This window comes from Pseudomonas sp. S2_A05, assembly GCF_054668485.1.
Window position 1 is genome coordinate 3,176,087 of the sequence record NZ_CP162775.1, and the last position, 14,470, is coordinate 3,190,556.

Below are 14,470 nucleotides of genomic sequence, written 5' to 3' on the forward strand. Positions count from 1 at the left end.
GCGCGCTGTACGCGGGGCGACAGACGGCGTGCATGTTAACGGCCGGCCCCTGTTTTGTCATGTCGTCCGTAGGGCTTTTTAAGTGTAGGCAGGCGCCGTGCAAGATTGTGGGAACTTTTACCGGGCAATTTGCACTACGCGAAAAAGCGGTCATTGCAGTTTGCAATCAGTGCCGCCCGAAAAACCTTACCAAACCCTTGTTTTTAAAGGACTTATCAGCCGTTACACTGTTGGCACGGCGACTGCTATGGCTGTTCTATCAAAAAGAACAATTTGGAGCGTCGTGCCATGAACAGCACCCTCTTGCTTGCAAACGCAGCGGCATTGGCCTTCTTGCTCGGATCGCATTTTTTTCCCAAGGCGGACATCGAGCAGCCAGTGGCGCAGCGCATGCCGCATTACTTGCAGGTGCAGAAAGCGCCGCAGTGGGCGGTGCTGAGTGATCGGAGCGATGCCTCTACGCAAATGGTCAGCGAGCCTGAGCTAGCCTCGGCGCCGACCACCGAACGTCTGGTTTTTGAAATATCTTCAGGAGTACAACATGTCCAAATCAGCGACGGGATTTCTGATCCTCGCTTTACTGAGTGGCGTTACCCATCTGGCGCTGTTCGAGGAGACGGAAGTCACCTTGCCTCTGGTTGGCTGTGGCGTGTTTGCGGTGCTGTTTGTGCTGGCGCTGATTGCAGGGCGCAAGATCAAGTTTGATCCGGTTCTGCGTTGAGCCGGATCAGCTCAAGTAATGCAGAGACAGCTTCAGCAAGATCAACAGAATTTTCGATCTGATGAACGGGGCTGTCGCTGGATCTGCGGTCTTTGAACAGTGCGTTGCGCGCGAGTCTTGCGTCGATTTGCTCAGGGGTTTCCCGGCCACGCTTGAGCAGGCGCTTACGCAGGACCTCATCGTTGACTGTCAGCAGAACCGGCACCAGCGTTGGATATTTCTCCATTGCTTGACGCAGGTTCGCTCTCGACCCGTTAACCAATACGTGCCGGCCCGCTTGCAACCATTCATCCATTTCCCTTGGAATGCCGTAAGAGAGGCCGTTGGCTTGCCAGGCTAAGGAAAAAGCGCCAGCGTGCTGTCGCCGGTCGAACTCTTCAGGCGTCACGCCGATTGCATCTTCGCCGACTGACTCCGCCGATCGGGTAATCACCCGGCGCATCACTTCACAGTTCAACTCACGCAGTGGCTCACGCGCTGCTTCGATCAGGCTGTCCTTGCCCGAACCGGACGGCCCCATCAGGTAAAAAAGCTTGCCATCCATCCCGAAAACGCCCTCCGACGGGTCCTGCCTCTAGTAAATCGGCAAATTGCCACTATCCTGTACACATAGGGATCAAGAATAGCGAGCCGCATAGCATGCACGTTCTAAGGTCTTCGGACATCAACAGATGTGCATGCGAAAGCGGGCAGCGATACGGAAGGATGGAAAGTTTTCCAACCAGTCCGCATTTCTGACAACTGGTGCTGGCATTACGCCTTTACCCGGCTCAATATTTGTCACAGAATTGACGCCAATGATCTGGCAATTTTGAGGCATGATGCCGGCCTCTTAACAATTCAGGTTGAACCAATTGGTCCGGATGCTTGTCCTACCACACATCCTGCGGCCAATCCCGAGAACCGCTCCCCTGAACTAACCGGTTAAATATATGCGCCCATTGAAACAGGCAATTTATTCCAGCCGTACGGCTGACAAGTTTGTCGTACGTCTGCCAGACGGAATGCGTGAACGCATTGCCGAGGTGGCTCGCAATCATCATCGCAGCATGAACTCCGAAATCATTGCGCGCCTTGAGCAGAGTCTTATTCAGGAAGGCGCACTGGGCGAAGAGCTGAGCATGCGCCTGGACAGCCCGGAGCTGTCGCTGCACGAGCGCGAGCTGTTGCAGCGCTTCCGTCAGCTGTCGCACCGTCAGCAGAACGCCCTGGTGTCGCTGATCGCCCACGACGCTGAAATGGCCGCAGACGCGTCCTGAGTTATACCGAACATATTGAAGCCAGCATGATTGCTGGCTTTTTTTTGCCCGCGATATGACAGATGGCCGCTTGGCAATGGAGTGTGGCGAGGGGATTTATCCCCGCTGGGCTGCATGGCAGCCCCAAAAACAATGGGACTGCTGCGCAGTCCAGCGGGGATAAATCCCCTCGCCACCGTTACTTGTACTTGCGCCCGTATTTGTTTGGCAGGCACAAAAAAGCCCGTCGATTTGACGGGCTTTTCATTGCACAAGGTCAGAGCAGGAAGATTGTCGCCAACCCGAGGAAGATGAAGAAGCCACCGCTGTCGGTCATTGCGGTGATCATCACACTGGCACCCATCGCCGGATCGCGGCCCATCTTCGCCAGCGTCATCGGAATCAACACCCCCATCAACGCCGCCAGCAACAGGTTGAGTGTCATCGCCGCCGTCATTACCACGCCGAGTGACCAACTGCCGTAGAGCATGTACGCGACCACACCGATCACCCCGCCCCAGACCAGACCATTGATCAAACCGACCGCCAGCTCTTTGCGCATCAAGCGCGAAGTGTTGCCGGTGCTGACCTGATCCAGCGCCATGGCGCGCACGATCATGGTGATGGTCTGGTTACCGGAGTTGCCACCGATACCCGCCACGATCGGCATGAGCGCCGCCAGTGCCACCAATTTCTCGATCGAACCTTCGAACAGACCGATCACCCGCGATGCCACAAATGCAGTGATCAGGTTCACCGCCAGCCACGCCCAACGGTTACGCAGGGATTTCCACACGGAGGCGAAGATATCTTCCTCTTCGCGCAGACCGGCCATGTTGAGGACTTCGCTTTCGCTTTCCTCACGGATCAGGTCGACCATTTCATCGATGGTCAGACGCCCGATCAGCTTGCCGTTCTTGTCGACCACCGGCGCGGAGATCAAGTCGTAACGCTCGAACGCCTGAGCAGCGTCGTAGGCATCTTCGTCCGGATGGAAGCTCACCGGATCGCTGGCCATCACTTCCGCGACCTGCTTCTCCGGATCGTTGACCAGCAGACGTTTGATAGGCAGCACGCCCTTGAGCACGCCGTCGTAATCGACCACGAACAATTTATCGGTATGACCGGGCAGCTCTTTGAGGCGACGCAGATAGCGCAGAACCACTTCAAGGCTGACGTCCTCACGGATCGTCACCATCTCGAAGTCCATCAGCGCACCGACCTGATCCTCGTCATAGGACAGCGCCGAGCGCACGCGTTCGCGCTGCTGGTTATCCAGACTCTCCATCAGCTCATGGACAACGTCTCGCGGCAGCTCGGAGGCCAGGTCAGCGAGTTCGTCGGCGTCCATGTCCTTGGCGGCAGCCAGGAGCTCGTGATCGTCCATGTCGGCGATCAGCGTTTCACGGACGGAATCGGATACTTCGAGAAGAATGTCGCCGTCGCGGTCGGCCTTGACCAGTTGCCAGAGCGTCAGGCGATCGTCCAGCGGCAAGGCTTCGAGAATGTAGGCGACGTCGGCGGAGTGCAGATCATCGAGCTTGCGTTGCAGCTCGACGAGGTTTTGCCGGTGAACCAGGTTTTCCACGCGGTCGTGGTGCGGACCTTCCTGGCGATGAGTCAGGTCTTCAACGACACGCTGGCGCTGCAGCAACTCGACGACCTGAGCCAGGCGGTCCTGCAGGCTTTCCTGTGTTTTTTTTACTTCGATTTCGGACATAGGCGAACTCCACTCCCAGCAGCGGGGCACGCCGGAAGGATCAATCAGTCAATTCATGATTGGTGAAACGGTTTACTGAACAACTACTGGGTAAGTCCATGGAGGTTTTCCATAAGCCCCGGCGGGGCTGACGGGCGCAATGATACACGCCTGACGGTTTAAAACGTTGAAAAAATCACGGCTGAAACAAGCGCTTGCGAAACAAACCTGAGCGCCTGCCTGACCCGTGCAAATGCGACGACTCATCTTGAAAAGAAAACACACCGGCAATGCAAAAAGCAGCGACTACCCTTGAGCTTAGATCGTCATGGAGGACATCGAATGCCAGCAAAACCAGCGCTTTTTCTACTGACCGCCCTGCTCCACATCACGCCTGCCCACGCCACCACACTTCATCGCTGCCAGGCTGCTGACGGCAGCGTCACGTTTACGTCGATGAGCTGCGCAACTGGCGAGCAACTCTCAACTCAGGAGGTCCACCCGTATTCACCCGGCTGGGTCGCAATCATGCCGGAGTTCAATCACGAAGCTGTGACCGGCATGAAAGACAGCGGACGCGAACCGGGCATCGTCGGCGGCACTGAACATAAATGTGGAAACCTGATCGACAACAGACAGCGGCGCGAAGCGATCATCAACCGTCGAGTGATTGCCGGCATGAGTCAGCGGGACGTCGAAAGCGCACTGGGCAAGCCCGACAAGATCAACACCCGCACATCGACCACGAGCTATCGTTACGACCTCAAGCGAGGCCGCAGTGCTCAAATTGATTTTGATGAAAGAGGCTGCGTGAAGGGAAAAGCCAAATCCCGGACAGCAAAAAAGCCCGCGTTAAACGCGGGCTTCTTGGTATATGGTGCACTCGACAGGATTCGAACCTGTGACCGCTCGGTTCGTAGCCGAGTACTCTATCCAGCTGAGCTACGAGTGCATTTTGTGTTTTTAAACCAGACCACAACTGGCTGAAGCCGAGTTACTCACCTTACAGCAAATAACTCTTAAATGGTGCACTCGACAGGATTCGAACCTGTGACCGCTCGGTTCGTAGCCGAGTACTCTATCCAGCTGAGCTACGAGTGCATTTGTTGCCGCGCATTATAGGCCGTCTAATCTCTATGTCAAACACTTTTTCTAGTAATTTCAACAACTTACAGAAGAAGCCAGATTACGACGTACTAAGCAAATAATGGCGGAGAACGGGGGATTCGAACCCCCGACACCCTTTTGAGGTGTACTCCCTTAGCAGGGGAGCGCCTTCGGCCACTCGGCCAGCTCTCCGCAACACGGGGCGTATATTAACCAGCTTCTTCCCCGTTTGCAAACATAAAAATCGATAAAAATTAATGGCTTGGTTCTTCGTCCTTCTCTTTCTTTATACGCAAGTAAATTTCCTCACGGTGCACCGCAACCTCTTTCGGAGCGTTGACGCCGATACGCACCTGGTTTCCTTTGACGCCGAGCACGGTCACGGTGATTTCGCCGTCACCGATAATCAGGCTTTCCGCGCACCGACGAGTCAGAATCAGCATACCTTTCTCCTTACGCCATTCATTTCAGGGACAACAGTCTGCAAAAAAAAGGCACCCGACCTACAACCGCAGCGATCGTAGCCCTACATGCCTGAGTATTGACCAGCGCGAGCAAAAGAACAGTTCAGGGCCCGCGCCATTCAAAAATAAAGGGCGCGGTCAGACCGCGCCCTTCACAGAAGCGGATTACTCGCCCTGACGGGCCGGCGCATCCAGTTCGAAAGCCGTGTGCAGCGCGCGCACGGCCAGTTCCAGGTACTTCTCTTCGATCACTACGGAAACCTTGATTTCCGAAGTCGAGATCATCTGGATGTTGATGCTTTCTTTTGCCAGGGATTCAAACATGCGGCTGGCCACGCCTGCGTGGGAACGCATGCCGACGCCGACGATCGAGACCTTGGCGATCTTGGTGTCGCCAACTACTTCACGGGCACCGATCTCGCGAGCGGTGTTTTCCAGCACGGTCTGTGCAGCCTGGTAGTCGTTGCGGTGCACGGTGAAGGTGAAGTCGGTGGTGTTATCGTGCGCGACGTTCTGCACGATCATGTCGACTTCGATGTTCGCGGCACTGATCGGGCCGAGAATCTTGAACGCCACGCCCGGGGTGTCTGGCACGCCACGGATGGTCAGCTTGGCTTCATCGCGGTTGAAAGCGATGCCGGAAATGATCGGCTGTTCCATGGTTTCCTCTTCATCAATAGTAATGAGGGTGCCCGGACCCTCCTTGAAGCTGTGCAGTACGCGCAGCGGAACGTTGTACTTGCCGGCGAATTCCACCGCACGGATCTGCAGGACCTTGGAACCGAGGCTGGCCATTTCCAGCATCTCTTCGAAGGTGATCTTGTCCAGACGCTGAGCGACCGGCACCACACGCGGGTCGGTGGTGTAGACACCGTCGACGTCGGTGTAGATCTGGCATTCATCCGCTTTCAAGGCCGCAGCCAGTGCCACGCCGGTGGTATCGGAACCGCCGCGACCGAGGGTGGTGATGTTGCCGTGCTCGTCGACACCCTGGAAACCGGCGACAACCACCACGCGACCAGCCTTCAGATCACCGCGAATCTTCTGGTCATCAATCTGCAAGATACGCGCTTTATTGTGCGCACTGTCGGTCAGGATCCGCACCTGATTACCGGTGTACGACACCGCCGGCACACCGCGCTTGATCAGCGCCATGGCCAACAGGGCAATCGTCACCTGCTCACCGGTGGAGACGATCACGTCCAGCTCGCGCGGAACCGGTTGCGCCTCGCCACTGATTTGCTTGGCCAGATCGATCAGACGGTTGGTTTCGCCGCTCATTGCAGACAGCACAACCACCAGGTCATCGCCGGCATCGCGGAATTTCTTAACCTTGTCGGCGACCTGCTCGATTCTCTCGACAGTGCCGACCGAGGTGCCTCCAAATTTCTGTACGATCAAAGCCATTTCAAAGCCGCCTCTGCCCATGAAGGGCGCCCAATAATCTTCCGAACAGTCGCCAGGCCCGCCACTAGACTGCGGGCCTGGCGAGCCGTCTTATAAAGCCTGCTCGACGAATGGAACGGTCAGCGCGAGTGCGCCATCCAGCGCAGCGGCATCGACACCACCGCCCTGCGCCATGTCCGGACGACCACCGCCCTTCCCGCCCACTGCCGCAGCAGCCTGTTTCATCAAATCACCGGCTTTGAGTTGGCCAGTCAGGTCCTTGGTTACGCCTGCAACCAGTACGACCTTTTCCTCATGGACACCGCCGAGCAGGATCACTGCGCGGCCGAGTTTGTTTTTCAGCTGATCGACCAGCGCCAGCAGCGCCTTGCCATCCTGACCGTCCAGACGGGCGGCCAGCACCTTCACATCCTTGACGTCCACCGCCGAGGCCGACAGATCGTCGCCCGCCGCGCTGGCTGCCTTGGCCTGCAACTGCTCGAGTTGTTTCTCCAGCAGACGGTTGCGCTCCAGTACCGCCGAGAGCTTGTCGATCAGGTTGTCGCGGCTGCCCTTGACCAGGCTGGCCGCTTCCTTGAGTTGTTCTTCCGCCGCGTTCAAGTAGGCCAGCGCCGCAGCGCCAGTGACTGCCTCGATACGACGCACGCCCGATGCCACACCGCCTTCGCTGATGATTTTCAGCAGGCCGATGTCGCCGGTACGGTTGGCGTGGATACCGCCGCACAGTTCGACCGAGAAGTCGCCCATGCTCAGCACGCGCACGCTGTCGCCGTACTTCTCGCCGAACAGCGCCATGGCGCCTTTGTTCTTCGCGGTTTCGATGTCGGTTTCTTCGGTTTCAACGGCGGAGTTCTTGCGAATCTCGGCGTTGACGATGTCTTCCAGCTGCTTGATCTGCTCTGGTTTGATTGCTTCAAAGTGGCTGAAGTCGAAACGCAGACGCTGACTGTCGACCAGCGAACCTTTCTGCTGTACGTGCTCACCCAGCACCTGACGCAGCGCGGCGTGGAGCAAGTGCGTAGCCGAGTGGTTCAGCGCGGTGGCGTGACGTACTTCGGCGTCGACGTGAGTTTCCACCGGTGCGCCGATGGTCAGACTGCCCGAGGCCAGCACACCGTGGTGCAGGAATGCGCCGCCGGTCTTGGTGGTATCGCGCACGTCGAAGCGGCTGCTGCCGGCCTGAATGAAACCGCAGTCGCCGATCTGGCCACCGGATTCGGCGTAGAACGGCGTCTGGTTGAGCACGATCACGCCTTCCTGACCTTCGCTCAGCACGTCGACCGACTGGCCATCCTTATAGATGGCAACGATTTTCGCCGAGCCGCGGGTGGCGGCATAGCCGGTGAACTCAGTGGCCACGTCGACCTTGACCAGTGTGTTGTAGTCCAGACCGAACGAGCTGGCCGAACGCGCGCGAACACGCTGCGCTTCCATCTCACGCTCGAAACCGGCTTCGTCGACGGTCAGGCCGCGTTCGCGGGCGATGTCAGCAGTCAGGTCCATCGGGAAGCCGTAGGTGTCGTAGAGTTTGAACACCACGTCGCCTGGCACCACGGTGCCTTTGAGCTCGGCCAGATCCTGCTCGAGGATTTTCAGACCGTGCTCCAGGGTCTTGGAGAACTGCTCTTCTTCGGCCTTGAGCACGCGCTCGATGTTGCTTTGCTGCTTCTGCAGTTCCGGGAAGGCTTCGCCCATCTCGGCAACCAGCGCCGCGACGATCTTGTAGAAGAAGCTGCCGGTGGCGCCGAGCTTGTTGCCGTGACGGCAGGCGCGACGGATGATCCGGCGCAGCACGTAACCGCGACCTTCGTTGGACGGCAGCACGCCGTCGGCAATCAGGAAGCCGCAGGAACGGATGTGGTCGGAGACGACTTTGAGCGACGACTGATCGCCGTTTTCGCAGCCGATCGCTTCAGCCGAAGCCTTGAGCAGGTTCTTGAACAGGTCGATGTCGTAGTTGGAGTTGACGTGCTGCATCACCGCACTGATCCGCTCCAGGCCCATGCCGGTGTCCACCGACGGCGCTGGCAACGGATGCAACACACCGTCGGCGGTGCGGTTGAACTGCATGAACACGTTGTTCCAGATTTCGATGTAGCGATCGCCATCTTCTTCCGGCGAGCCCGGCGGGCCGCCCCAGATGTGCTCGCCGTGATCGTAGAAAATCTCGGTGCACGGGCCGCACGGGCCGGTATCGCCCATGGTCCAGAAGTTGTCGGAAGCGTACGGCGCGCCCTTGTTGTCGCCGATGCGGATCATGCGCTCGGCTGGCACACCGATTTTCTGTGTCCAGATGTCATACGCTTCGTCGTCGGTGGCGTAGACGGTGACCCAGAGCTTTTCCTTCGGCAGCTTGAGCACGCCAGTGAGGAAGGTCCAGGCGAAGGTGATCGCGTCGTGCTTGAAGTAGTCGCCGAAGCTGAAGTTGCCGAGCATTTCGAAGAACGTGTGGTGACGCGCGGTATAACCGACGTTTTCCAGGTCACTGTTCTTGCCGCCGGCGCGCACGCATTTCTGGCTGCTGGTGGCACGGGTGTACGCACGTTTTTCCTGGCCCAGGAAGCAGTCCTTGAACTGGTTCATCCCCGCGTTGGTGAACAGCAGGGTTGGGTCGTTGCCCGGAATCAAAGAGCTGGAGGCTACACGGGTGTGGCCTTGCTCTTCGAAGAAGCGAAGGAAGGCTTCACGGATTTCTGCGCTTTTCATTAGGTTCTTCCACGGAGGCTGCGGCCAAAGGCCTGTTCGAAACGTCATGAGACGAAGCGACGGCAAAGGGCCGCATTATATCGGCCCTGCGCGCGGGGTACAGCGTGTTTATACGATAGAAACGGTCAATTGGACGGCTGACGCTGTCACTTGCGTGAAAACTCGACGAATGTCGCGATCACTTGCTCGATTTGCGCGCGGCTGACGTCCATGTGCGTGACCATGCGCAAGCGCGCAGCGGCGCTGAGCCTGATCCCGCGGTCGCCGGCAAAGTCCCTGAGTGCTGCGGCCCTGTCGCCCATTTGCACATAAACCATGTTGGTTTGCACGGGTTCGACGATGAAACCGGCCTCACGCAGACCATCGGCGAGCAACTGTGCATTGGCGTGGTCATCCGCCAGCCGTTCGACGTGATGATCCAGCGCGTACAAGCCAGCCGCCGCGAGCAATCCGGCCTGACGCATGCCGCCACCGACCATTTTGCGCAAACGCCGCGCCTTGCCGATCAGTTGCTCGGAGCCGCACAGCACCGAGCCGACCGGCGCGCCGAGGCCTTTGGACAGGCACACCGACACCGAATCGAAATGCTGGGTGATCTCACGGGCATCGACGCCAAGCTTGACCGCCGCGTTGTACAGCCGCGCGCCGTCCAGGTGCAATTGCAGGCCGTGTTCCTGAGTAAAGCGTCGCGCGCGCGCCAGATATTCCAGCGGCAGCACTTTGCCCTGCATGGTGTTTTCCAGCGCCAGCAAACGCGTGCGGGCGAAATGGAAATCGTCCGGTTTGATCGCGGCCGCAACCTGATCCAGATCCAGTGAACCGTCGGCCTGCAACTCCAGCGGCTGCGGCTGAATCGAACCGAGCACCGCCGCTCCGCCACCTTCGTATTTATAGGTGTGCGCCTGCTGACCGACAATGTATTCGTCGCCACGCTCGCAGTGCGCCATCAGCCCGAGCAGGTTGCTCATGGTCCCGGTCGGCACGAATAGCGCGGCGGCAAAGCCCAGACGCTTGGCCAGTTCGGCCTCGAGGCGATTGACCGTCGGATCTTCGCCGTACACATCGTCGCCGGTGTCCGCTGCGGTCATCGCGTCGAGCATGGCGGGAGTCGGTTGGGTGACGGTGTCGCTGCGAAGATCGATAACGCTCATGAACCTGGCCTCTGGTCAGATGGGAAATCCCTTTGTGAAGTGGGATTACTGCGGTCATCGCACAGATTAATCAACCCTAGAACGAGGAAAAATCCCATTCTTCCTCGAGAAGACAAAGCCCATGTGGGAGCGAGCCTGCTCGCGAAAGCGGAGTAACAGTCAGCATCTTCGTTGAATGTGAAGCCGCTTTCGCGAGCGGGCTCGCTCCCGCAGTGTCATGTGCATGGCCGGGAAATATGTGTTACAAACTTGCCGCCGCCCGCCTATGGGCGGCGAAAACGTTCTCAGGGCGGGGTGCAATTCCCCACCGGCGGTAATTGCGCGCAATGCGCATAGCCCGCGAGCGCTTGGCGCTGCACACGGCTTGGATCGGGTGCATCGGCAAGGTCAGCAGACCCGGTGTGATTCCGGGGCCGACGGTCATAGTCCGGATGAAGAGAGAACGGGATCGACGCCAAAGGGCCGTCCGCGTGCACTCGTGCCTGCGTTCGCACCCTTGCATCCCTTTCGATTCATAACGCCCTGTTTTTCACACAAACAGGAGTCAGAACATGCAACCCACCGCTATCGACAGCAAAAGCAAACACCCACAGGGCGAGCGCGTCGCGTTCATCCAGGCCTGCTGGCACAAGGAAATCGTCGACCAGAGCCGTAAAGGCTTCGTCGCTGAAATGCTGGTGCAGGGTTATCAGGAATCGGACATCGATTTCTTCGAAGTCGGCGGCGCCTTTGAAATGCCACTGCACGCCAAGCTGCTGGCCAAGTCAGGCCGTTACGCCGGCATCGTCGCCGCCGCCCTGGTGGTGGACGGCGGCATTTACCGTCACGAGTTCGTTGCGCAATCGGTGGTCAGCGGCCTGATGCAGGTGCAGCTGGAAACCGAAGTGCCGGTGTTCTCGGTGTCGCTGACCCCGCATCACTTCCATTCCGGCGAAGAGCATCAGAAGTTCTTCTTCGAGCACTTTGTGCACAAGGGTCAGGAAGCAGCGCGGACTTGCGCGGATACGCTGCAGAAAGTTCGTGCGCTGCGTCGAACCGAGCCGCGCGCTGTAGCCGTGTAACGTCGAGTGAGTTTTTGACCTCACTCAAATCAAATGTGGGAGCGAGCCTGCTCGCGAAGAGGGACTGCCAGCCGACGACAAGTTGACTGGTAGACCGCTTTCGCGAGCAGGCTCGCTCCCACATTGGTTTTGTGCCGATTCAGATGTCGCTATCAGGCGAGGTTTTCGTCGGTGGTCGGGACGATCAGGATGCCGGCGCGCAGGCCGTTCTTGACCTTGGGGTTGGGGAATATGATTCGTGCGCCCTGCTCCTCGATCACCCAGCGGGTATTGGCCAGATCCTCGGCCAGCACATAACCCGGTTCCAGCTCGGAAAAGTTTTCGATGTCCGCCGGCAGGTTCAGGCGGAACGCATCGCTGTGCTTGATGATTTCCCGCGCCACGCTGAACAGCTGCAAACCGTCCAGCCCTTCTTCTGTATCCGGCTCAGTGCCTTCGATGATCTGCTTCAGACGGGTTTCCAGCAGTGAGACGTTGACGCCATCGTTCTGCCCGAACGGCCGCGCCTTGCCCAGTTCCAGGGTGAAAGCCTCGGCGTCGAGTTTGTCGTAGGTGTACGAACTGAAGACGATCGACGGTTTGTTCTGCAGCAGCACCGCCTCCATGCCGGCCGAGCGCAGGCGCGCCAGTTCGCGACGGGAATGCTGGCGCCCTTCCTTCCACGGGTACAAGGCGAACTGTTCGATCTTCGACCCACGAATCGCCGTGTGCAGGTCGTAGTGCAGACGCTCGCGATCGGGCTTGCTGAAGAAACTCGCCGCCAGCCGTTCCAGCTCACAGGCGCGCAACGCTTCCGAGCCGCTGCTTTGTTCGTGGCGACCGTTGAACAGTCGATTGACGTCCTGCTCGACGAAACGCTCGCCCTTGCGAATCGCTTCCGGGTTGCCGAACAGGAACAGAATGCGTGCGCGCGGCTTCAGATCGCCGCGCGCGATGTCGTGCAGCAGCCGGTCGAGCAACTCGATCGGTGCCGTTTCGTTGCCGTGGATACCTGCCGACAGCAGCAGGTCCAGGCCATTGTCGCGCGCTTCCGGGGGCCGCACTTCCAGCGCCCCTTCGCTCAACCAGCGCATGCGCACGCCTTCGACAGTCAGTTGAGTCTTCTCCGCCGGTTCGCGGCCGGCGAGGGTCAGTTCAAGCAGTTTGCCGAGGGCGAGCATAGAGCGGTTTCCTTAGTGGTCGTGGTTGCAATCCGGGCCGTGTACGTGATCCTCGTCAGCGCCGAGGTCAGCCGGTTCCATTTCCAGTTGCAGACTTACCAGATTAGTCGCCAATGGGCGCAGCAGCAGGTTGGCGTACTCTTCGTCACCTTCCTCGACGTCCACGCCGATCAGCAGCTGGCCACGGCCGTCCTGCTGGATCCACAGCTCTTTGCCTTGCCACATGACCGCAACGCGGGTGCACGAGGTTTGCAATTGCGTGCCGTCGGTGTCTTCAAGGATCAGTTGCAGGGAATCGCTCATGTTTTTACTCTCTTGGGGTGACACGCCGCGCGCCGCGTTCAGGCAGCGCGCTGGCGATCAATTGATCTGGAAGGGATAAACCGCGCCCAGTTTAAGGATTTGCGTCAGTTCATCCAGTGCCGTCCGGCATTCAAGCAGCAACTGCGGGTCCGCCAGATCGGTTTCGCTCAGGCGGTCGCGGTAGTGCTTTTCAACCCATGCGGTCAACGAACCGTACAACGGGGCCGTCATGATAACGCCTGGGTTGACCGCCGCCAGTTCGGTTTCATTCAGCGCCACGCGCAGACGCAGGCACGCTGGGCCACCGCCGTTCTGCATGCTTTGCTTGAGATCGAAGACCTTCACTTCGCGGATCAGCCCACCGGAGCTGGTCAGGCTCTGCAGATAAGCCCAGACGCGTTCATTGGCCTGGCATTCCTGCGGCACGATCAGCAGCATCGAACCGTCAGGACGCGAGAGCAACTGGCTGTTGAACAGGTAGGAACGCACCGCGTCATCCACGGTGACTGCCGAACGCGGCACGCAAACGGACTGGAAGTTACCGCCGACCTTGGCCAGTTTGCCTTGCAGTTCGGCGAGCATCTTGTCGGTCTCGAGGAACGCGTCCTCGTGATAGAACAGCACTTCACCATTGCCCACGGCGATCACGTCGTTGTGGAACACGCCCTGATCGATGACGTTGGGATTCTGCTGCGCGTAGACCACGCCTTCGTCACGCAGACCGTGCAGACGCGCGACGGCTTGCGAGGCTTCGAGGGTCTGCCGTGCAGGGTATTTCTGCGGCGCCGGGAAACGGTTGTCGAACGCACTGCGGCCGAACACGAAAAACTCGACGCCCGCCTCGCCGTACTCACGGCAGAAACGCGTGTGGTTGGCCGCGCCTTCGTCGCCGAACTGCGCCACTGCCGGCAATGCGCCGTGATGGGCGAAGTGCTGTTGATTGGCGAACATCGCCCCGAGCACGCGGCTGGTGGTCGGGTGTTCGATGCTGCGGTGATATTTGCAATTGAGGTTGGCGGCGGTGAAGTGCACGCGACCGTCAGCGGTGTCGGCGCTCGGGCTGACCGTGGCTGCGTTGGCCACCCACATGCTCGACGCCGAGCAACTGGCGACCAGCAGCGGCATCGCTTCTTTGGCGGCGCGCTCGATCACTTGCGCGTCAGTGCCGCTGAAGCCCAGACGACGCAGCGCCGCCACGTCGGGACGTTCCTGCGGAGCCAGCACGCCTTGCTGAAAGCCCATGTCCATCAGCGCTTTCATCTTCGCCAGACCTTGCAGCGCCGCTTCCTTCGGGTTCGAGGATTGCTGACTGTTGCTCTGCGAGGCGACGTTGCCGTAGGACAGACCACCGTAGTTATGGGTCGGCCCCACTAGACCGTCAAAATTGACTTCATAGGATTTCATCAGCGAGGCTCCACGAGAATCTGTTGTTATAGGCTTCAGTAACTATTCT

Annotated in this window: 12 protein-coding genes, 3 tRNA genes, 1 pseudogene and 1 riboswitch; of the genes and pseudogenes, 4 read left to right on the top strand and 12 right to left on the bottom strand. The window is 58.9% G+C overall.

Annotated features, from left to right (window positions below):
• Positions 1-288: 288 nt before the first annotated feature.
• Positions 289-519 (top strand): annotated as a pseudogene (locus tag AB4O12_RS14465) (hypothetical protein); the annotation flags it as partial.
• A 22-nt stretch (positions 520-541) separates the two neighbouring features.
• Positions 542-721 (top strand): PA3371 family protein, encoded by a 180-nt coding sequence (locus tag AB4O12_RS14470; RefSeq protein WP_016773599.1) that lies wholly within the window; start codon positions 542-544, stop codon positions 719-721.
• Here AB4O12_RS14470 and phnN read toward each other — a convergent pair.
• On the bottom strand, positions 696-1,265 hold the full coding sequence (phnN, locus tag AB4O12_RS14475; protein ID WP_056788074.1) for a phosphonate metabolism protein/1,5-bisphosphokinase (PRPP-forming) PhnN: 570 nt from the start codon (positions 1,263-1,265) through the stop codon (positions 696-698). The genes AB4O12_RS14470 and phnN overlap by 26 nt on opposite strands.
• Positions 1,266-1,653: 388 nt before the next feature.
• Between phnN and AB4O12_RS14480 the strand changes: the two genes are divergently transcribed.
• Entirely contained in the window at positions 1,654-1,980 is a 327-nt protein-coding gene (locus tag AB4O12_RS14480) for an Arc family DNA-binding protein (RefSeq protein ID WP_003178899.1), read from the top strand.
• A gap of 256 nt (positions 1,981-2,236) precedes the next feature.
• Here AB4O12_RS14480 and mgtE read toward each other — a convergent pair whose 3' ends face one another.
• The 8 genes from mgtE to ltaE form a co-directional block, all read right to left on the bottom strand.
• A complete protein-coding gene (gene mgtE, locus AB4O12_RS14485; protein WP_016773597.1) occupies positions 2,237-3,679 on the bottom strand; it encodes a magnesium transporter in 1,443 nt (480 codons plus the stop codon).
• A gap of 854 nt (positions 3,680-4,533) precedes the next feature.
• Positions 4,534-4,610, bottom strand: a tRNA-Arg gene (locus AB4O12_RS14490).
• Between the two features lie 72 nt (positions 4,611-4,682).
• A tRNA-Arg gene (locus AB4O12_RS14495) sits at positions 4,683-4,759 on the bottom strand.
• A gap of 107 nt (positions 4,760-4,866) precedes the next feature.
• Positions 4,867-4,957: transfer RNA gene (locus AB4O12_RS14500), tRNA-Ser, on the bottom strand.
• Positions 4,958-5,019: 62 nt separating this feature from the next.
• Entirely contained in the window at positions 5,020-5,208 is a 189-nt protein-coding gene (gene csrA / locus AB4O12_RS14505; protein WP_002554426.1) for a carbon storage regulator CsrA, read from the bottom strand.
• Between the two features lie 186 nt (positions 5,209-5,394).
• Entirely contained in the window at positions 5,395-6,636 is a 1,242-nt protein-coding gene (locus AB4O12_RS14510; RefSeq protein WP_016773595.1) for an aspartate kinase, read from the bottom strand.
• A gap of 90 nt (positions 6,637-6,726) precedes the next feature.
• Positions 6,727-9,342, bottom strand: coding sequence for an alanine--tRNA ligase (gene alaS / locus AB4O12_RS14515; protein ID WP_095181528.1), 2,616 nt, complete (start codon positions 9,340-9,342; stop codon positions 6,727-6,729).
• A gap of 146 nt (positions 9,343-9,488) precedes the next feature.
• A complete protein-coding gene (gene ltaE / locus AB4O12_RS14520; RefSeq protein WP_460058851.1) occupies positions 9,489-10,493 on the bottom strand; it encodes a low-specificity L-threonine aldolase in 1,005 nt (334 codons plus the stop codon).
• A gap of 276 nt (positions 10,494-10,769) precedes the next feature.
• Positions 10,770-10,941, top strand: a riboswitch (FMN riboswitch).
• A gap of 103 nt (positions 10,942-11,044) precedes the next feature.
• Between ltaE and AB4O12_RS14525 the strand changes: the two genes are divergently transcribed.
• Positions 11,045-11,554 (top strand): 6,7-dimethyl-8-ribityllumazine synthase, encoded by a 510-nt coding sequence (locus AB4O12_RS14525; protein ID WP_076563870.1) that lies wholly within the window; start codon positions 11,045-11,047, stop codon positions 11,552-11,554.
• 152 nt (positions 11,555-11,706) lie between these two features.
• Here AB4O12_RS14525 and astE read toward each other — a convergent pair whose 3' ends face one another.
• From astE to astB, 3 genes are read right to left on the bottom strand one after another with little or no spacing between them, the layout of a single operon-like run.
• Positions 11,707-12,714, bottom strand: coding sequence for a succinylglutamate desuccinylase (gene astE, locus AB4O12_RS14530; protein WP_460058854.1), 1,008 nt, complete (start codon positions 12,712-12,714; stop codon positions 11,707-11,709).
• A 12-nt stretch (positions 12,715-12,726) separates the two neighbouring features.
• Positions 12,727-13,017: a hypothetical protein gene (locus AB4O12_RS14535; protein ID WP_016773591.1), complete on the bottom strand. Its 291-nt coding sequence runs from the start codon at positions 13,015-13,017 to the stop codon at positions 12,727-12,729.
• Positions 13,018-13,074: 57 nt separating this feature from the next.
• Positions 13,075-14,421 (bottom strand): N-succinylarginine dihydrolase, encoded by a 1,347-nt coding sequence (gene astB, locus AB4O12_RS14540; RefSeq protein WP_460058856.1) that lies wholly within the window; start codon positions 14,419-14,421, stop codon positions 13,075-13,077.
• Positions 14,422-14,470 lie beyond the last annotated feature (49 nt).